The organism is Cytobacillus sp. FSL M8-0252, assembly GCF_038007345.1.
Classification (GTDB): Bacteria; Bacillota; Bacilli; order Bacillales; family Cytobacillaceae; genus Cytobacillus; species Cytobacillus kochii.
Map to the genome: position 1 here is coordinate 2,827,153 of NZ_JBBOWZ010000001.1, position 19,571 is coordinate 2,846,723.

The 19,571-nt window shown below is 37.0% G+C and carries 19 protein-coding genes, 1 pseudogene and 1 riboswitch; of the genes and pseudogenes, 1 reads left to right on the forward strand and 19 read right to left on the reverse strand.

Annotated features, from left to right (window positions below):
• Positions 1 to 215: 215 nt before the first annotated feature.
• From MKX83_RS14180 to MKX83_RS14205, 6 genes are all read right to left on the reverse strand, one after another.
• A complete protein-coding gene (locus tag MKX83_RS14180) occupies positions 216 to 1,862 on the reverse strand; it encodes a glycerol-3-phosphate dehydrogenase/oxidase (RefSeq protein ID WP_095372949.1) in 1,647 nt (548 codons plus the stop codon).
• A gap of 37 nt (positions 1,863 to 1,899) precedes the next feature.
• Complete coding sequence (gene glpK, locus MKX83_RS14185; protein ID WP_322909499.1) at positions 1,900 to 3,390, reverse strand: glycerol kinase GlpK; 1,491 nt, start codon at positions 3,388 to 3,390, stop codon at positions 1,900 to 1,902.
• Between the two features lie 15 nt (positions 3,391 to 3,405).
• Entirely contained in the window at positions 3,406 to 4,047 is a 642-nt protein-coding gene (locus MKX83_RS14190; RefSeq protein ID WP_095372947.1) for a phosphatase PAP2 family protein, read from the reverse strand.
• A gap of 66 nt (positions 4,048 to 4,113) precedes the next feature.
• Complete coding sequence (gene ku / locus MKX83_RS14195) at positions 4,114 to 4,974, reverse strand: non-homologous end joining protein Ku (RefSeq protein WP_095372946.1); 861 nt, start codon at positions 4,972 to 4,974, stop codon at positions 4,114 to 4,116.
• A gap of 195 nt (positions 4,975 to 5,169) precedes the next feature.
• Complete coding sequence (locus MKX83_RS14200; protein ID WP_233435229.1) at positions 5,170 to 5,424, reverse strand: spore coat protein; 255 nt, start codon at positions 5,422 to 5,424, stop codon at positions 5,170 to 5,172.
• 94 nt (positions 5,425 to 5,518) lie between these two features.
• Positions 5,519 to 6,424: an ATP-dependent DNA ligase gene (locus MKX83_RS14205; protein WP_341055946.1), complete on the reverse strand. Its 906-nt coding sequence runs from the start codon at positions 6,422 to 6,424 to the stop codon at positions 5,519 to 5,521.
• Positions 6,425 to 6,535: 111 nt separating this feature from the next.
• Here MKX83_RS14205 and ligD point away from each other — a divergent pair, with 111 nt between their 5' ends.
• A complete protein-coding gene (ligD, locus tag MKX83_RS14210; RefSeq protein WP_224938493.1) occupies positions 6,536 to 7,741 on the forward strand; it encodes a non-homologous end-joining DNA ligase in 1,206 nt (401 codons plus the stop codon).
• Between the two features lie 321 nt (positions 7,742 to 8,062).
• Here the strand turns inward: ligD and dapF are convergent, their stop codons facing one another.
• The 13 genes and pseudogenes from dapF to MKX83_RS14275 form a co-directional block, all read right to left on the reverse strand.
• On the reverse strand, positions 8,063 to 9,052 hold the full coding sequence (gene dapF, locus MKX83_RS14215) for a diaminopimelate epimerase (RefSeq protein WP_341055947.1): 990 nt from the start codon (positions 9,050 to 9,052) through the stop codon (positions 8,063 to 8,065).
• A gap of 128 nt (positions 9,053 to 9,180) precedes the next feature.
• Positions 9,181 to 9,648, reverse strand: a complete 468-nt coding sequence (gene ribH, locus MKX83_RS14220) for a 6,7-dimethyl-8-ribityllumazine synthase (RefSeq protein WP_224938495.1) — start codon at positions 9,646 to 9,648, stop codon at positions 9,181 to 9,183.
• A gap of 46 nt (positions 9,649 to 9,694) precedes the next feature.
• Positions 9,695 to 10,285: pseudogene (ribB, locus tag MKX83_RS14225) on the reverse strand (3,4-dihydroxy-2-butanone-4-phosphate synthase); the annotation flags it as partial.
• A 10-nt stretch (positions 10,286 to 10,295) separates the two neighbouring features.
• Entirely contained in the window at positions 10,296 to 10,937 is a 642-nt protein-coding gene (ribE, locus tag MKX83_RS14230) for a riboflavin synthase (protein ID WP_224938510.1), read from the reverse strand.
• Between the two features lie 260 nt (positions 10,938 to 11,197).
• A riboswitch (FMN riboswitch) is annotated at positions 11,198 to 11,340 on the reverse strand.
• A gap of 932 nt (positions 11,341 to 12,272) precedes the next feature.
• A complete protein-coding gene (locus MKX83_RS14235) occupies positions 12,273 to 12,737 on the reverse strand; it encodes a YxiG family protein (protein WP_341055949.1) in 465 nt (154 codons plus the stop codon).
• An 89-nt stretch (positions 12,738 to 12,826) separates the two neighbouring features.
• Positions 12,827 to 13,027 (reverse strand): hypothetical protein, encoded by a 201-nt coding sequence (locus tag MKX83_RS14240; protein WP_341055950.1) that lies wholly within the window; start codon positions 13,025 to 13,027, stop codon positions 12,827 to 12,829.
• A gap of 104 nt (positions 13,028 to 13,131) precedes the next feature.
• A complete protein-coding gene (locus tag MKX83_RS14245) occupies positions 13,132 to 13,692 on the reverse strand; it encodes a hypothetical protein (protein ID WP_224937597.1) in 561 nt (186 codons plus the stop codon).
• Positions 13,693 to 13,835: 143 nt separating this feature from the next.
• Entirely contained in the window at positions 13,836 to 14,768 is a 933-nt protein-coding gene (gene rbsB, locus MKX83_RS14250) for a ribose ABC transporter substrate-binding protein RbsB (RefSeq protein WP_341051433.1), read from the reverse strand.
• 39 nt (positions 14,769 to 14,807) lie between these two features.
• The gene (locus tag MKX83_RS14255) at positions 14,808 to 15,752 is read right to left on the reverse strand and encodes an ABC transporter permease subunit (RefSeq protein ID WP_095372933.1); all 945 of its coding nucleotides are present in this window, start codon (positions 15,750 to 15,752) and stop codon (positions 14,808 to 14,810) included.
• Positions 15,739 to 17,244 (reverse strand): sugar ABC transporter ATP-binding protein, encoded by a 1,506-nt coding sequence (locus MKX83_RS14260; RefSeq protein WP_307313344.1) that lies wholly within the window; start codon positions 17,242 to 17,244, stop codon positions 15,739 to 15,741. The genes MKX83_RS14255 and MKX83_RS14260 overlap by 14 nt, the downstream gene beginning before the upstream one ends.
• Complete coding sequence (gene rbsD, locus MKX83_RS14265; RefSeq protein WP_307313342.1) at positions 17,244 to 17,633, reverse strand: D-ribose pyranase; 390 nt, start codon at positions 17,631 to 17,633, stop codon at positions 17,244 to 17,246. The genes MKX83_RS14260 and rbsD overlap by 1 nt, the downstream gene beginning before the upstream one ends.
• Positions 17,608 to 18,516 (reverse strand): ribokinase, encoded by a 909-nt coding sequence (rbsK, locus tag MKX83_RS14270; RefSeq protein ID WP_095372932.1) that lies wholly within the window; start codon positions 18,514 to 18,516, stop codon positions 17,608 to 17,610. The genes rbsD and rbsK overlap by 26 nt, the downstream gene beginning before the upstream one ends.
• Positions 18,517 to 18,539: 23 nt before the next feature.
• Positions 18,540 to 19,523, reverse strand: coding sequence for a LacI family DNA-binding transcriptional regulator (locus MKX83_RS14275; RefSeq protein WP_263624248.1), 984 nt, complete (start codon positions 19,521 to 19,523; stop codon positions 18,540 to 18,542).
• Positions 19,524 to 19,571 lie beyond the last annotated feature (48 nt).

Genomic DNA, 19,571 nt, shown 5'->3' on the forward strand with positions numbered 1-19,571 from the left:
CCACAAAATAGTTCTTAATTATAAACCTTGCTTAGCGAACTTTACTCTAAAGAGTAACTTTCACATCAAGAAAAGCCGTATGACTACCGACTATCTTTCTATCTCAAATACCACAATCTATTATAGTACTTTGGTAGATATATGTCAAATTCATTGGTTTTATACGACAGGATATGAGAGAGGCTCACTATATCCCGTCGTCACCCACGATCTTTTCACCCTTTGTTTGTCGCCCATTTAATTACTTCATTTAGTTCGTTCGTATATGATCGTGTTTGTTCAACTGTCCAGTCAAGCTCATCTTCCATGATCTCAATGATAGCCTTTTTATATGTGAACACACACTTAATGTTAAACAACAATGCGCCTGTCCGGCGGAAAAAAAAGTCTACAGGCGAAACAACCATTTCATATTCAATTGCATATTTTAGCTCTAACCATAAGACTCGTGGGATTAGATGCTCTCCTTTATGATATTGCTTAACCAAAGAGAATAAAACCGGCGCATTTGAACCGTAACGCCTTAAGAGATAAAGAGACTCTTCTCCATTTAATCCAGCTTTTATCCCTTCCTGTTTCTTTGATTCAATAAAAGTAGGGAAATATTTTGCTCCGCCTACTCTTCCACCTGACAACGGTAGATGTTTTGTCATACTTTTTGAAAACAATAGTTGATATTCTTCTTTTAACATAAACGAAACTTTGTCTACAATTGTCTCGGCCATTTTCCGGTAACCTGTTAATTTACCACCAGCAATCGTAATTAAACCGTGCTCTGACACCCAGATTTCATCTTTTCTCGAAATTTCTGACGGTGACTTTCCTTCTTCATGAATAAGTGGACGCACACCTGACCAACTAGATTCGATATCTGCTTCTGTCACCTTCACGTTTGGAAAAATCCCTTTAATTGCGTTCAGTAAATATTGCCTATCTTCATCTGTTATCGAAGGATGCACAGGATCACCTTTATAAAAGGTATCGGTCGTTCCAACATAGGTTTTCCCTTCCCTTGGAATAGCAAAAATCATTCGACCATCTTCACTGTCAAAGTAAATAGCTTGCTCTAATGGGAAAATAGAATGATCGATGACAATATGAACACCTTTTGTTAGTTTTAAAGATTTATTTTTCATTTGCTCATCTTTATCTAAAAGCTGTTCCACCCAAGGACCGGTTGCATTCACGCATTTTTTTCCGAAAACTTGAAAAGACTCATTACTTAGTTGGTCTTGCACCTCAACACCAATAATCGTTCCATCCCTATAAACAAAATCAGTTACTTTAGCATAATTAATCACATCTGCTCCTCGATGAGCGGCTTCTTTCATCACTTCAATAGTTAACCGTGCATCATCAGTCCGGTATTCCACATAATGACCACCACCAAGTAAACCTTCTTCTTTCAATAATGGTTCTTTTATTAGCACCTCTTCTTTATTTAACATTTCTCTTCTTTCATCTCTTTTAACTCCCGCAAGGAAATCATAGACCTTCAACCCAATTGATGTTGTGAACTTCCCGAAAGTTCCTTTTTGATAAAAAGGTAAGACCATCCATTCTGGTTTTGTAATATGAGGGCCGTTTTCATACACAATCGCCCGTTCTTTTCCTACTTCAGAAACGACATGAAATTCTAATTGTTTTAAATAACGTAGACCACCATGCACAAGTTTAGTTGAGCGACTTGACGTTCCTGCAGCAAAGTCCTGCATTTCAATTAAAGCTACTTTCATCCCTCTTGTCACAGCATCAAGGGCAATTCCAGCTCCTGTAATACCTCCACCGATAACAACGAGATCATACTCATTGTTAGTTAAATGCTGAATGGTAGTAGAACGATTTTTCACAGAAAATTTCATTTTCGTACCCTCCTGTTTTTTCAAATGGTGAAGTACCTTACTTAAATGCCATTGTTGCGTTGATTGCTGTTTGCCAGCCTTGATACAGTTTATCTCTTTCTTTTTCATCCATTTCTGGTTGAAATTCTTTATCTAGATCCCACTTCTTGGTAAGTTGCTTTTTGTTTTCCCAAAAACCAACAGCCAAGCCTGCTAAATATGCTGCTCCTAAAGCTGTCGTTTCATTAATCTTTGCCCGTTCAACAACTGTATCCAGTAAATCTGCTTGGAATTGCATGAGAAAGTTATTTTTTGCTGCACCGCCGTCCGTCCGTAAAGAAGTGATATCAATCCCCGAATCCTCAATCATCGCTTGTAATACATCCTTCGTTTGATAGGCAAGTGACTCCAAAGTGGCTCTTATAAAATGTTCCTTTTCCGTTCCACGAGTTAATCCAAAAATAGCTCCCCTTACCTCACTATCCCAGTAAGGTGTACCTAAACCAACAAATGCAGGTACCATATACACACCTTCTGTTGATTGTACTTTTGTTGCGTAATCTTCACTATCCTCCGCATGCTTTAACATCCTCAAACCATCTCGTAACCATCCAAGAGCAGAACCGGCTACGAAAATACTCCCCTCAAGCGCATAGGTGATTTTACCATCTATCCCCCATGCTATCGTTGTTAAGAGACCATTATCTGAATGTACTGCTTTTTCACCTGTATTCATGAGCATAAAACAGCCCGTACCGTACGTATTTTTTGCCATACCTTCAGTAAAACATGCTTGACCAAATAATGCAGCTTGTTGATCACCTGCTGCGCCGGCTATAGGAACTGACTGACCGAAAAAATGATAAGGAGCCGTTTCTGCATATATCTCTGAAGAACTTTTCACTTCAGGCATCATAGAATGGTTTGCCCCAAATAAATCTAACAGTTCTTCATCCCATTTCAGGTCAAAAATATTAAACATTAGAGTTCTTGCCGCATTTGTATAGTCCGTGACATGAGCTTTACCACCGGATAATTTCCATATAAGCCATGTATCAATGGTCCCAAATAATACTTCCCCTTTTTTCACCTTTTCACGTGCACCTTCCACATGATCTAGGATCCACTTCACCTTTGTTCCAGAAAAGTAAGGGTCAATTAATAGACCAGTCTTTTGACGCACCTTCTCTTCCATTCCGTTTTTCTTAAGCTCTTTACAGATGTCGTTCGTTTGTCTAGATTGCCAAACAATGGCATGGTAGATGGGGTCTCCCGTTTCTTTGTCCCATAAAACTGTTGTTTCTCGTTGGTTCGTAATACCTATACCGGCAATTTGAATGGGAGTAACATTTGCCTCTGATAAAACACTAGCAATCACTGACAGTACACTTCCCCAAATTTCATTCGCATTATGTTCCACCCATCCAGGTTTCGGAAAATACTGTTTAATCTCTTTTTGCGCACTATGTACTGGTTCCCCTTCATGATTGAATAAAATTGCTCGAGAGCTCGTTGTTCCTTGATCTAATGAAAGAATATATTTTTCCAACCTTTTCCTCTCCTTTTATTTATTAAATATATGCTCATACATATGAAAAACCATAATTGAAAGCATTAACCAAATCGCTCCGACCAAAAAACCAGCCGCTACGTCACTAGGGTAATGGACACCTAAATATATCCTACTTAACCCAATCGACAAAATCAGTAACCCCATGATGATTGCTACAGCCCATTTCATACTTGTCTTTTTAGCTACATGAATGATGACAAAAGCAAGCGATCCGTAGAATATAAACGAGCCCATTGAATGTCCACTTGGAAAGGCATAGCCAGTTTCTTCAATTAATGGAAGGATATCTGGCCTTTCCCTTTTAAAATAGTGCTTAAGAGTCCAATTTAAAAGAGCCCCTACTCCCGATGTCAAACAAATATAAATAGCTAATGCATACTTCTTTTTTAAGACAAGAAGGACTATTACAACAACTGTGGCTATGACAAACCACAGCACAGAACCTAGGAAAGTAAAACGATCGATAAATGTGGTTAATGCAGGAGTTACATTTTGCTGGACAATATGAATGACCTCCATATCAAACCAAGCAAGATCATTGTTTGTGTAATCGAAAACGATAAACAAAAACATACCTAAAAATAGAATGAATAGTATGATGTTTGTCGTTATGTATAAGGTTGATTTTTTCATTGCCCATTCCTTTATATTTTTTAGGAAGTTGGAGAAGTCTAGACTTCTCCAATTGAATAAACAAAACTATGCTTCCTTCTTTGTCTTTGCAGCACTCGTTGATTTTTTCTTTTTTGACTTCGTCGTCGCTTTTTCTTTTTTCGGTTGTGGTGGTTTTGTTTGATCGATGGATGCTTGCAATGCAGCCATAAGATCAGTAACATTGGATGTCTTTGGTTGCTGTTGATTTGTTATTACTACCTCTTCCCCATTTTTCTTTGTTTCAATCAACTCTAGAAGTGCTTGGCGATATTCATCTGTATATTTCTCAGGTTCAAATGTTGTCGTTAGTTGGTCTATCAATAACAATGCGGTGTCTAATTCTTTTTTGGCTATTTTTTCTTCTGCAGGAATATTAGGCACATCTGCAAAATTTCTCACCTCATCAGGAAAGTGGATGGTTTCCATTACTAAAGTATTGTGAAAAACTCTAAGAAGAGCTAGCTGTTCTTTTGCGCGAATGATAATTTTCGCTATCCCCACTTTTTCAGACTCCTTCAAAGCTTCCCTTAATAAGGCATACGCTTTCGATCCACTATCTCCTGGAGATATATAATAAGATCGAGAAAAATATATCGGATCTACTTCATTGATTTTGACAAAATCTAAAATCTCCACTGCTTTATCTTCATTTTCTTTTTTTAACGCTTGTAATTCCTCTTCATCAAGTACGATAAATTTCCCTTTCGTGTACTCATATGCTTTCACTATATCACTTTGTTCCACAGGTTCATCACATACAGGACAAACTTTCTCATACTTAATAGGCGAATGACATTTACTATGCAAATTACGCAATTTAATATCTTTATCTTCAGTTGCCGCATGCAATTTGATCGGGATATTGACTAAACCGAAACTAATGCTTCCTTTCCACATTGTGTGCATCAGAAAACCTCCTCCATTCTTATTAATTGTATTTTTTCTCTGAGGATTATTCATATACACGTACAATGTTGGTAAGATTAGCTACATCTCTTTTATATGTCTTCATCTAACACTGTCTTTACAAAAAAAACAAGCAATAAAAGCAATAAACACCACAGCTGAATCTGTGGTGTTTGTGAAATCTGAGCCATTTTTTTAATAAACCGGATAAGGTGGGTATGGTGGGTATACAGGATATGGTGGATAAGGCGGGTACACCAGAGGTGCTAATAATGCGCCACCTAATAAACCTGCCGCTACACCACCTAAAAATGGACCACCAAAACCAAAACCAGGTCTCCCAAAGCCGGGGCCGCCAAAGCCTGGCCCTCCCCCAAAACCAGGACGACCACCATAAGGCCTTCTATATAAGTGAGTCTGTGTATATGCCGGGTAAAAGTGTTGATTCACCATTTAACCTCCTCTGTCGTTCTCTTTATATACTCCTTATAAACTATGTAAAACACCTAAATTTGCTGTAGGCAAAAACCTATCCGAAAACGATTTAAAAAACAAACGACTGAATGACTGGTTGCCTCATTGTATGATCTTTTGTCCACTCTAAGAAAGTAACCTTCACTTTTAAAATTGGAGAAAGCCATTCATGATTTTTCAATAAGCCGCTATAATTATGAAACGGACTTGCTCCCTGAAGTATTTGGTTAGTCACTTCAGTCACTTCACGCCAATCCTTTAAAGTAAGCTTGCTCGAGCCTGCACTGCCGATATAAATAAGCTCACCCTTTTCATTATATACACCTAAATCAATTGAACGAATAAGTGCTCCATTATAAGTTACCCCTCCAACAATAGCAATAAGGTCCTGTTCTTTTTTCTTTTTTAACCAGCGTTCATCTTTTCCTCCTAATATATAAGCACTATATAAATCCTTACAAACAATACCCTCTAATCCTTGCTCTATGACAGCATCATATAATGATTGACAGTCTCTAAAACTTTGGACGATTTGAATCTCATTTGTTGGCTGGATGATTTCCATTAGCATCTCCTGACGTCTATATAATGGGGTTTCAATTAGCCATTTACCGTTAAAATATAAGAGGTCAAATATCATATAAGTAACAGGAATTTCTGTCTGTAAATGATTGATTGTTACCGTATTCTTCCGCCGATCTCTTCTCATCACATCATAAAAAGAGGGAACACCGTCTTGAAAAGCGATTACCTCTCCATCTAAAATGAAGGAATTCCCCTTAATTAATGAGGGTAATTGATGTAATTCCGGATATTGGATGGTGCGCTCATTTCCTTTTCGATTAAACATCCTTAAATTCTCTTTTTCATAATAAGTCAATATCCTTGTACCATCCCACTTTACTTGCGCTATCCATTGATCGCCATTTGGAATTTCATTTGTCATTTTTGGTTCAAAAGGAATAATTGGCTTCATTGGATCGATCCTCACTTGTATGTCTTTTTTTAATCTAACCATACTATGACCATGTGTAATAGGTTTTATGAATGTAAACCAAAATGTAGAAAAAGGATGGTTGAAGGTCATATGAGGAAAAAAGGTCGTTTCTTTATTACTGGCTGGAATAATACAACTAATCAGTTTGAATATAGTATCGTATATCAAAATAAAGTAAAGGCAATGGGCGAATTTTCCGAAGGTCTAAATGAACAAGAATTGGCTATTTTAGTCAGCTTGATTCAAAAGAATGGAAAAAAAGTAAATCAAGTAAAATACAGCATCTCCCCAAGCATTTGTATTCAACTTTGCTTTCGCGACATAATTGAGGATACCTTGATTCTCCCTCAATTTATGCAATTCTTACCGAATGAGCAATGGGAAACATGTACTTGGGAGAGATTATTGATAGAAAATGCAAATATCGATTCTTCTATAGAAGTGACCCACCCAGAAAAACCGTTATGGGACAACCCAAAGATCAATAAAGAGCAGCTCATTGCTTATCTTGTTTCCGTCGCTCCACGGTTGTTACCGTTTGTGAAGAATAGATTGTTAACAACCATTCGCTATCCACATGGCTATATCGGGAAAGAATTTTTCTATCAGAAGAATAAACCTGATTATGCACCGTCATTTGTGAATTCTTTTACAAAAGACGAAATCGACTATATCCTTTGTAATGATTTATCTACTCTTGTTTGGCTAGGTAATCAATTAGCACTAGAGTATCATACCCCTTTTGAAACAATTGGCAGCGACCATCCGGTAGATATTGTGTTCGACCTTGACCCACCAGATGAAACACACTTTCTACTAGCTGTTGATGCTGCACAGAAACTAAGTAAGATTTTCGAAGAATTAAATATTATCGGATTTCCAAAATTAACTGGAGGTAAGGGTATACAAGTACATATCCCAATTATGCATCATCATTTTTCTTATGAAGATACCCGACTGTTTACTTCGTTCATAGCTTCCTATTTAGTTGAGAAAAACCCAGATTTATTTACGACAGAAAGAATGAAAAAGAATCGCGGGAAAAAGTTATATATCGATTATATACAACATGCAGAAGGAAAAACGATGATTGCTCCTTACTCTCCTAGAGGCAGAGAAGGTGCGATAGTAGCAGCCCCTCTCTATTGGGATGAAGTAAATAAACAACTGCAGCGGGAGAATTTTTCACTAGACAACATCCGCAAGTATCGTTTAACTGATTGCTGTCCAATGGCAACTTTTTTCGAAACAAAAAATGACACGATTGCAAAAATTATAGATTCATTAAAAGAATAGACTATACACAAACGAAACTTTAGCCTATGCGATTTTTTTGTGACGGAAGTGAAAGCTAAGCAAATGTGATATGCACGTTATCCAATCCAAAACGCATTTAAACGATTGCCTTCTCCGTTTGCATATCACTCAAAAAGTAAACTGATTTGAACGTTTTGCTCATTCAGTTTGCACGACATCAAGGAGCGAAAACACTATGAAACGACCTGCTAATGCAATTTCTACGCGTTATTCAGATGAAAAAAACAAAAAACCGAACCAACACTATTTACTCATAAGTGTCGTTTCGGTCCAAAACCCATTTTCTTTCTTAAACATTTCTTAAGCATTTAATTGCTTAGTTAAAAAGGCAGAAGCCTCTTGTTGCAACTTCGCATATTGCATCATTTCTTCAATATATTCTTCGCTATTATCGACGGTAAATGTCCCTGGATGATTTATATCTATCTCAATTGTACATTGATAGACAAAGCTAGCATTACCAATAAGGTCGATTGTAAAGCTATCATTTTGCTTATGAACAATGCAACGGACCTTACCACCATTGTTATAAACCTCAATCGGCTGCTCATAGGTATTGATACTTTGCAGACATGTGACTAAACTTGAAGCCGACATCGCTGTCCCACATGCATTCGTAAAGCCCACACCTCTTTCATACGTACGAACAAAAATCCCACCTTCTGGAAGAGGTTTGACGAAACTCACATTTACACCATCAGGAAAGTAATCATTTTCTCCGTTGACATACAAACTTATTTCTTCTTGAATATCTGATTGCATCTGTTCTTTTTCGACAATAGCAACAAGATGGGGATTAGGTACAGAAAGAGCAGTAAAAGCGATATCTTCTGAAAGGTCTTCCATCTTTTCATTGACTAATTGGTTCTGATTGATGTGAAGTGGTAAAGTAGCAACATCAAATGATACTGGTGAAATTTCTACCTTGTAAGTAGGGATATCTTTATAAATATCGCTTTCTTTACTAACATGAAGGGTTACTTTCATCGTATCAATTGTCGCCTCTTTGATTTTCAATTTCTCACAAACATACCTCGCGACACAACGAAGACCGTTACCACACATGGAAGCTTCTGAACCATCTGCATTAAATACGCGCATTTTTGCATCAGCAACTTCACTGGCTAATATAAATAAAATCCCATCCGCACCGAGCTCACTGCCACGATTACAAAGACTAATCGTTAAATTCGCTCGTTCTTCATCACTCCAGCCAAAGGACTGCTCCATTTCATCAATAATAAAAAAGTCATTTCCCGAACCGTGACATTTAATTAATTCTAATTTCATCATAAACCCTCTTTCTCTTTTAGGCTCTTCATTTATCTTCTATACATGTTTTTACCATTGTTCATGTGAATATAAACGTAATATTATTATAACGAGAAAAAGAAAGAGGGAGCAAAGAAAATTAATTTTTAACGAAAATGTTTATTAAAATTACTCATTTCAATCGCATTAACAGCTGCATCCCAGCCTTTGTTACCTGCTTTTGTACCCGCTCTCTCAACCGCTTGTTCAATAGAATCAGTTGTTAACACACCAAAAATTACTGGAATGCCAGTTTGTAATGAAGTCGCTGCCACTCCTTTGGCTACCTCTGCATTCACATAATCAAAATGTGGTGTTGCCCCTCTAATGACTGTTCCAAGGGCAACAACCGCATCGTATTTGCCACTTTCCGCAAGTTTTTTCGCCGCTAAGGGAATTTCAAATGCACCTGGTACCCACGCTACCGTAATATCCTCTTCAGCCACATCGTGACGCTTGAAGCTATCTAATGCACCATCTAATAATTTTTTTGTAATAAACTCATTGAACCGTGATACAACAACGGCTACTTTCATTCCCGTTCCAATTAAATGTCCTTCTAGTATTGTATTCATTCTACTTCACTCCTAAATTAGATTAGTTTAATAATAATTGTGATTGCTTATAAGATATTAATTGTTCAATCGTAATCATCTTCAAATCATATTTTTCTGCTACTTTCTCTAACTCTGCTACTCTAGCCATTTCACCATTTTCTTTCATAATCTCGCATATAATCCCAACCGGACTTGCCTCAGCCAATTTCGCTAAATCTACCGCCGCTTCCGTATGGCCTGAACGCTCAAGGACGCCACCATCCTTCGCTATAAGGGGGAAAATATGACCTGGACGATTAAAATCTGATGCTTGTGTTTTGTCGTCTAACATTTTTTCTACGGTTAAAAACCGTTCAAATGCGCTTATACCAGTCGTTGTCTCTTTATAATCAATACTTACTGTAAAAGCAGTTTGATGGCTGTCTGTATTATTAGTTACCATCGGATGCAAGTCTAATTTTTTGGCGATTGACTGCTCAATCGGCACGCAAATAAGCCCTCTTCCCACTGTCGCCATAAAATTGATTGTTTCAGCTGAAGCATACTCGGCAACAGCGATAAAATCGCCCTCATTCTCACGATTCTCATCATCACAAACGATAATCACTTTTCCCATTTTCAAGTCAGCAATCGCTTCTTCAATTGAGTGACTCATATATTCCCTCCTAACTTAAGAATCCATTATTTTCTAATAACTGTTCGAAATTTCTTTCACGTTTCGATGTGTCTGAAAAGGCAAATACATATTTAGCAAATAAATCATATTCGATATTGACAGTATCATTTGGCTTTTTTTCACTAATCACCGTTTCTTCAGCTGTATGAGGAATTAACGCAATCGTAAAATAACCATCCCCTACCTCCATCACTGTTAATGAAGTGCCATCAATAGCAACAGATCCTTTAGGTAGAATTAAATGCTGATACTGCTCGGATAGTGAAATTGAAAGATAAATCGCATTTTCTTGTCTTTGTTTTTTTAGAATTTTTCTCGTTTCATCCACATGACCACTTACATAATGGCCGCCAAATCTTCCACCTGCTAACATCGCCCTTTCTAAATTCACATTGCTTCCTACTTTTAAAGAGGAAAGCGATGTCGCATGAAAAGTTTCTGGCATCACATCTGCTGTAAAACTTCTTTGTTGGAATTCGGTCACTGTTAAACAAACACCGTTTACAGCGATGCTATCACCGATATGGATATCATCCATAATCTTTGTAGCATTGAACACTAATTGGATAGTAGATCCACGATGAATCGTTCTTTGTACAGTACCGATTTCTTCGATAATACCTGTAAACAGAATGATCAACCTCTCTGCATAAGATTTATTCGTTTAAGTAAAAGTTGGAATTTTCCGCTCGGGGCAAATACGCGGTATCGGGAGAGTTTGTTGAAAATTACAAAAAGAGTTGGACTCACACTTATCGTTATCCCATATCATCACCACCCTTTTTAAAATACTCATGAATAAATAAACCCGTATACGAATACGTATACGGGAAAAGTAATCATGGCCAAATAAACGTCAAAATCAACTGTTTTTGAACGTTTTTACACACACGCATCCTTCTCCCATCCAGACTATACTGTCGGCTTTGGAATTGCACCAAATCCACCGTTCTCATTCCTGAGCCCGGGTCACGGACTAAGAGGTCACCCTCATCACCGCCGGTTGGGAATTTCACCCTGCCCCGAAGGATATTCTATTAAATTGTTGATACTATAAAGAACAAACAGTATCTATTACTTTTAAATAAATAAAGATTCTCCTGCTCTTATTAAAGTATCTAAATATAGGATAAATGTAAATAAGTAATTAATCAATAGAAAGAATGTTAAATAGGAGATTATACATAAAGAAAACTAAAATAAACCATCTCCCTAACATACGAGACAGAAAAAGGATATTAGTTAAATATCTAATATTATATTTCAAAACCCTACCTTAATTTTTTTCTTTACTCCTTATAGATGTCTATTCAACTATGATTAATATAATATACAGTTAAATACATTATTCCATTAAATTACACATAATAGAAAGTACCCTTTTGTAAATAACTATTCATCAAGACATAAAGATAACAAACAATCACAAAATCCAACTATAAAAGGAGGTCCATCTAAATAGAAAATTAATTATTATTTTCATCTTTCCTTTAATTCTTAGTGTCTTGGGTGATTTATTCTTATAAGCAACCAGTTGTAACAAAAGGAAAGAGCTTTGAATGGAACTTAGATAGCGGAATATAGACCTTATCATTTTCCTAACCCTAAAAGGGATGTGGAAAGGAGAGGCCATTTGGTTAGGAGGGATTAAACCTGAAAGGAAGCGGTCACTTTATTCGATAAGCTAAGTGATTTTCCTCAGGGAGATGTTATTGAATTTGTCAGTATCGAAGGCGCCCCGTTGGATGCGAATTACTCTTTACAAATTAAATGGACATACGAAAATAAGGAATTTGATGAGGAAATAAATCTAGAAAGAAAGAAACGCTTTTTCATCTTACCGTTTTAACAATATTAACATTATGCATAAAGCTAATAGCGCTATTAATATTGCTGACAGTATTTTTATCTGAAAATAGCTCCAATTCTTTCTATTGTAAATTCATCACACTCCATAAAGTTTGCTTCATTCACAATATTTCAGTGTTCTACTATCTGCAAGAAGGTTTACAAACCGTTTATCATTGATTTGCACACTATTGGCTTCAATAAAAAAAGAGTCCTTATTATTTACTTGAAAATAAAAATTAGTTTTAGCATGTAATTTCTCGATTTCTTTCAAATCTGATTCTAAGCTTTCAATTTTTATATGACCAAAACCATTCTTGTGATAACTAATTTCGGTTAATAAATTCGCATCAGTAAAATTACGGTCATTTAAGCGTATTGTTCCTACATTAGCCTCTTGATAAACAAAGAACGACATCACTTCCTTTATGAAGATGTAAGTTCTCTTAATCTGTTGTTTATGACAACTAAGTAATTTTAATGTTATGGTTTCATTTATATAATCAATCTGTAAATCATCTAAATCCCAGTATTCTGCTTTTTCGGCAAACAAAGTATTTATTCTATTTAGATCGCTAGACATCTTATCACCCCTTTTACTTTTTTCTTTTACCTGTGGAAAGCACACAATCTACCGGCGATATTTCAGTCAAACATCTTCTTTATGACCTTTTATTCTCCTTTGTTTTCAAGTATCTCAATATACCTTTCAAAATTGTCATTGAATCTTTGTTGTTCATAATGACCATCATTCCCTAAACTATTATCTAGTAGACTCTCAATCGCACCAGCAATAGTACACGATCCCAGTATAAAGCAAATTCCAATAATCCATGCAGCATTAAGTAAATCTTTCATGTTTATATTCATCATTTTTCTCCTATCCTTTAATTGTTGGACATCGAATTACATAGAACCGTTTTTTCAGTAATTTCTTAATGACGGTAACACTATTTGCTAATCCGTCTTACAGAAGATCACTCATCTTCGTAGAAAGTATCATACATTTCAGGGAATAGATCTTTTAATCTCCTTATCGTATGCGCATTTGCAACAATATCCAGTACATCAGAACTAATATAAAATAAACAATCGCGATGCACAAAACAAATATAGAGTGACGTGTGACCATCAATCATTTTAAGGGTATAGCGAAAAAACGCAGATGATTTCACGTTCTTTACTGTTGAAAAGACAAAATAACTGCTCATTTCTTCTTGCCAAACTACTTCATTAGACCAATTATTTATTTTAAAAAACCGCCGTAAGTTTAACTTTTCTCTCCTTACCCTTGTGCTATCAATATCTTGATAACCAGAAATAAACGTCATATCTAACTTTTCCTCTATAGGAAATAGATGATGAAATAAGCTTTTCGCTAAACCTGGATGTTGCCTGAATGTCTCTAAACCGAACCGAATTCGATTGTCTTTCACTACTTGAAAATAAGGCGTTGCGGCGTTCGTCATATCAACACCGAAAGTATTTGCAGGGATCATTCTACCACTCGCTTCTTCACAAAATATAATGATTACCATAATTATACACTCATTTCTTACTAACCGCTTATATATTTCTTTCACACTTCTTTCCATAACCTGCGTTCACTTAGAAAATAAAAAAGCACGTGCTCATTCCACCTTTAAGCAGAATCGACACGTGCTTCATTCAATCATTTTCCTTATTTAATTAACTCTAACTCAACAGGAATAAATTCTTCCACCGTTTCACCATCGAGTACTTTTTTGGCTGTTTCTACAGCTTGCTCGCCCATTCTGTCTGGTTTTTGAGCGACTGTTGCTGCCATATCGCCACCTTCAACTGCAGCAATGGCATCATCTGTTGCGTCGAACCCGACAACAATGACATCTTTCAATCCAGCAGCCGTTAATGCTTGATAAGCACCAAGTGCCATTTCATCATTATGAGCAAATACAGCTTGGACATCTTTATTGCTTTGGATGATGTTTTCCATTACTGTTAAGCCTTCTGCACGATCAAAATTCGCAGATTGTTTTGTTGCTACTTCCACATTGTCAGATGCTTCAATGGCTTCATTGAAACCCGCACCTCTTTCGCGTGCTGCCGATGAACCAGGGATCCCTTCAAGTTCAACTACTTTTCCTTCGCCATCAAGTTGTTCAATGATAAATTCTCCTGCCATTTTACCCCCTTCTGCATTATCAGAAGCTACGTGAGCGACAACTTCGCCACCTTCTGCACTTCTATCAACAGTAATAACCGGGATATCTGCATTATTAGCTGATGTAATGGCAGAAGCAACCGCTGCTGAATCAGCTGGATTAATAATTAATAAGTCAACACCTTGTTGAATTAAATCCTCAATATCACTTACTTGTGTTGCTGGGTCATCTTGTGCATCTACTGTTTTAATCGCATAACCAAGCTCTTTTGCCTTCGCCTCTGCACTATCACGTAGTGTAACAAAGAAAGGATTATTTAATGTAGAAATCGATAGACCAATTGTTTTTTCTCCTGATGCTTTTTCATCATTATCAGTTGCTTCATTATCATCAGCCCCATTATTTAATGAACATGCACCTAATAAAGCGACTACTAAAACCAAAGTAAGAAGCTTCCATATTTTTTTCATTTGAGTATTCCTCCTTCATAGGTTTGCAAATCATATATGTTAAGCAGCTTTCTTTCTATCAATTAGTACAGCTAATAGAATGACGCCGCCCTTCACCACTTGTTGGTAGAAAGATGATACATTTAATAAATTCAAACCATTATTAAGTACACCAATAATCAAAGCACCAATTAATGTACCAAAGATCCATCCGCGTCCGCCTGAAAGACTTGTCCCACCAAGAACAACTGCCGCAATGGCATCTAATTCGTAGCTTGTACCAGCTGTTGGCTGTGCAGAGTCAAGACGAGAAGTTAACGTAATTCCGGCAACTGCAGCAAATAAACCTGAAATCGCATAAACACCCATTTTCAAGCGATCCACTTTTAAACCAGAGAGCTTAGCGGCTTCTTCATTCCCACCAATCGCATAAACACCGCGACCAAAAGTTGTTTTCTTTAGCAAGAAGTATAAAAATAAATAAGCTAACAGCATCGTAACAACAGGAAATGGTACCCCGAGAAAATAACCTTTACCAATCATTTGAAAGCTAAAAGCATCAGATAGACCAGTTATTGGTCGACCTTCTGTATAAACAAGTGTTAACCCTCTGAAAATTGTCATTGTCGCTAATGTTGCAATAAAAGGAGCGACTTTACCTTTTGCAATAATTACGCCGTTGACAAGTCCCATTAAAGCACCTGCTAATAAACCGAGAAGAACCGCAATTACCGGATCCATACCACTAGCTAACATACCTGCAGTAAGTGCGGAAGATAGCGCTAAAATCGAACCGACAGATAAGTCGATTCCCCCTGTCAAGATAACAAATGTCATTCCAAACGCAATTAAAGCATTGATTGAAACTTGTCTTAATACGTTCAGTATATTGTCAGCTGTTGTAAAGCTTGGACTCATAACCGATAAAATAATAATGATGAGCAGTAAGCCTAAAACCGGTCCTAGCTTTTGAATGGAGCCGATGCCTTTACTAATTTTGTTCATGCTTTGTCCCTCCTGTTGCTGCTTCCATAATTTTTTCTTGAGTCGCATCTGTTTTTTCCAGAATGGCGGCTACTTTCCCTTCATGAATCACCATAATACGATCTGACATACCTAGTATCTCTGGTAACTCAGATGAGACCATAATAATGGAATGGCCCTTCATTGTTTCTTCATTCATAATCGTATATATCTCTTTTTTTGCTCCTACATCCACACCACGAGTAGGTTCGTCCAAAATTAACAGTGTTGGATCGATTCCAAGCCATTTTCCAAAGACCACTTTTTGTTGGTTCCCACCACTTAAATTCTTAACTTCTTGTTCAGGACCGGCTGTTTTAATTTTTAACTTGTCTATCATTTCTTTGGAGAAAGCTTTTTCCTTTTTAGTAGACATAATGGCACTTTGCGAAAGCGCTTTTAAATTAGGAACGGCTAAATTCTCCCTTACACTTAATCCAAGTATAAGACCTTCATCTTTACGGTCTTCTGTAATGAAACCGATACCGGCAGCAATTGCTTGTTTTGGTGCACGAATGTGTAGTTCTTGACCATTCAAAAATATCTTCCCAGACGATTTCTTTCGTGACCCAAAAATCGCTTCCATGATCTCCGTTCTTCCAGCTCCCATTAAACCGGCGACGCCAAGTATCTCACCTTTTCTAACATCAAATGAAATATTAGAAAAATGATCTTTCACACTTAAGTTCTCGACTTTGAAAAAAACATCACCAATGGTTGCCGTCCGAGCCGGGTAACGCTCACCAATTTCTCTACCAACCATCATTTTCACGATTTCATCGAATGAGGTGTCTGTGGTATATTTCGTTCCTATTGATTGACCATCTCGTAAAACCGTAATACGGTCACACATTTTAAAAATCTCTTCCATGCGATGAGATATATAAATGATTGCCACATTCTCTTTTCGCAATTGATCAATAACGGAAAATAATGTATCAATCTCTCTATCTGTTAAAGCGGCTGTTGGTTCATCCATGATAAGAACTTCAGAATTGGCAGCGATTGCTCTTGCAATTTCAATCATTTGTTGTTGTCCAACGGAAAGTTCTCCAGCAGGCTGTTTTACATCCATTTCAATGCCTAAGCGCTTTAAATGCTTTTCTGCTTTTACATTCATCTCTCTCGTCTTTAATAAACCGAAAGTACTTAATTCTTTACCTAAGAACATATTTTCAGCCACTGTTAAATAAGGAATAATATTTAACTCTTGATGAATGACAGCAATACCATTTTTTTCTGCATCTTTCGGTGAAGAAAATACGGCCTTATTCCCTTTATAATAAATCTCACCTTGATTGCTTTCATGAATGCCTGTAAGGATTTTAATTAAGGTCGATTTCCCTGCCCCATTCTCACCCATAAGCGCATGGATCTCCCCAGCTCTCAAGTCAAAATCAACGCCTTTGAGTACTTCCACCGAATAGAAGGATTTATGAATATTCTTCATTTCTATTATTGATGATTGCTTCATTAAAATATCACTCCTGACGTTAAAATGATGTTAGCGTAAGGGGAAGCTTCTCCAGTTCGTATAATCGCCTTTGCTTTTTCCGTTTTTTTCTTAAATGTTTCATGCGAGACATAGCTACAATCAGAGAACTTGTCTTTAATTGCTAAAAATAACGGTTCATTATCTGTTTTAATTTCAGTTGCTAATGTGACACTCTCTATCATTAATTCTTTTTCAAGCTCATTTAAGACGTCTAAAAAGGAAGGTGTCCCTAGCTTTAGAGCTAGGTCAATTTTTTTTACACCATCTGGGATAGGTAGTCCACAATCAGCAATAACAATTGTATCTGTATGTCCCATATCACTGATGACTTTTGTTATATCACTATTCAGCATTCCTTGTTTCTTCATGATGATTCACTTCCATTTTTTCAATTTCGGCTTTTGTCGGCATTCCTACTTGTGCACCCATTTTCGTTACAGATAAACCTGCAGCCTTTATTGCGAACGTAATTGCCTGTTCTATTGTTAAGCCATCATCAAGGGCAACCGCTAAAGCGCCATTAAAAGTATCTCCTGCTCCAGTCGTATCAACCGCCTTTACCTTAACAGCAGGAATGGTCATAAGTTCCCCGTTTTTAAAGAACGCGGCACCTTCATTTCCTTTTGTAATGACAAGCTTTTTTTTCAGTAGTTCCGTTGCCTCTGTATCATTTGCATATGCTTCGAATAACTGTTTCGCTTCATATTCATTCGGTGTGAGGTAAGTTACTAACTCAAACCAATGAGAAGGAATATGATGGAAGGGAGCTGGATTTAAAATGACACCGACATTGCCCTCTGCCGCAATCTCTAGTACTTTTTCTACGGCAGACAATGGAATTTCTAATTGCAGAAGCACCCATTCACTCGCTAAAATATCATCGCGATATGCTTCTATAACGTCACTTGTCATTAAATGATTGGCACCAGGTACAACAATAATTTTATTATCATGGTTATACACTGTTATGCTTGCTGTTCCAGTACGTACAGATTTTTCTATTTGGATACTTTCCGTATTGATATGCATGTCATTAAAATAATTCATATACTCTTGACCAAAAGGGTCATCGCCGACTTTACCAATCATTTTCACATTCGCTCCAAGCTTAGCTGCAGCCACTGCTTGGTTTGCTCCTTTACCACCTGGCACAGTAAAAAATGATTCTCCCATCACGGTTTCACCCATTGACGGGTCTATACTTGTTACCGTGACTAGATCCATATTGATGCTTCCGATTACTGTAATCATCTAATCACTCTCCTTCTTCTGTTTTAATGCGTTGTTGTTTCTCTTATTTTTAGTTCGGTCGGGAATACAATATGATCCTGACCTTCTTCCTTTCCGTTGATACGGTTCAAAAGCATGGTTGCTGCTTTTTTCCCCATCTCATATATTGGTTGAGCGATGGTTGTAATTTCTGGTGAAACAGTTTCCGTCCACTCAATTCCATCAAAACCAATGATTTGAAGTTCTTTCGGTACATTAATCCCGAGCTTTGTGCATGCCTTTAGGGCACCAACTGCCATCACATCATTACCTGTGAATATGGCATCAATGTCCTTCTGTTCGTGCAGGAGACGAAATGTAGCTTCTTGGGCTGTTTTCATTTGATAATGACCTTCACTTATATACACAGGTCTTTCTAGTGCCATCATGACATCTTGGTATGCTTTTTTCCTCAGTTGGGAATTGATAATATTTTCTGGTCCACTAATATGGGCGATTTTCTCGCAGCCATTTTCAACTAAATGCATAACTGCCCTTCTCGCTTCCTGATAATTATCTATCGTCACTGAGGGAATACTTTCATGGAACACACGGTCAAGTGCAACTACCGGGATCTGTAAATTGGCGAGATGGCTTTCATTCATATGATTGGATACAATGATTACGCCATCAATATAGTTTTCCGCCATTTTATTTAAATACATCAGTTCCTTTTCTAAATTGTCATCACTATTACATAGAAAAGTAGTATACCCTTGTGCTACTGTCACATCTTCCACAGCGCGGACAAGTTGTGGGAAGAATGGGTTTGTAATATCAGGGACAATGTACCCAATCATTTTTGACTGCTTTTTAAATAGGCTACGCGCTACATTATTAGGTCGGTAGTTAAGTGCTTTGATCGCTTCTTCCACTTTTGTTTGCGTTTCCTTTTGGACATATCCTTTTTTATTTATCACTCTCGATACAGTCGCAACAGAAACATTTGCATACTTTGCTACTTCTTTAATTGTGGCTATATGAATCATCACCTTACATTTGTTAATACTGCTATTATTAAACGTATATTAAAAGGT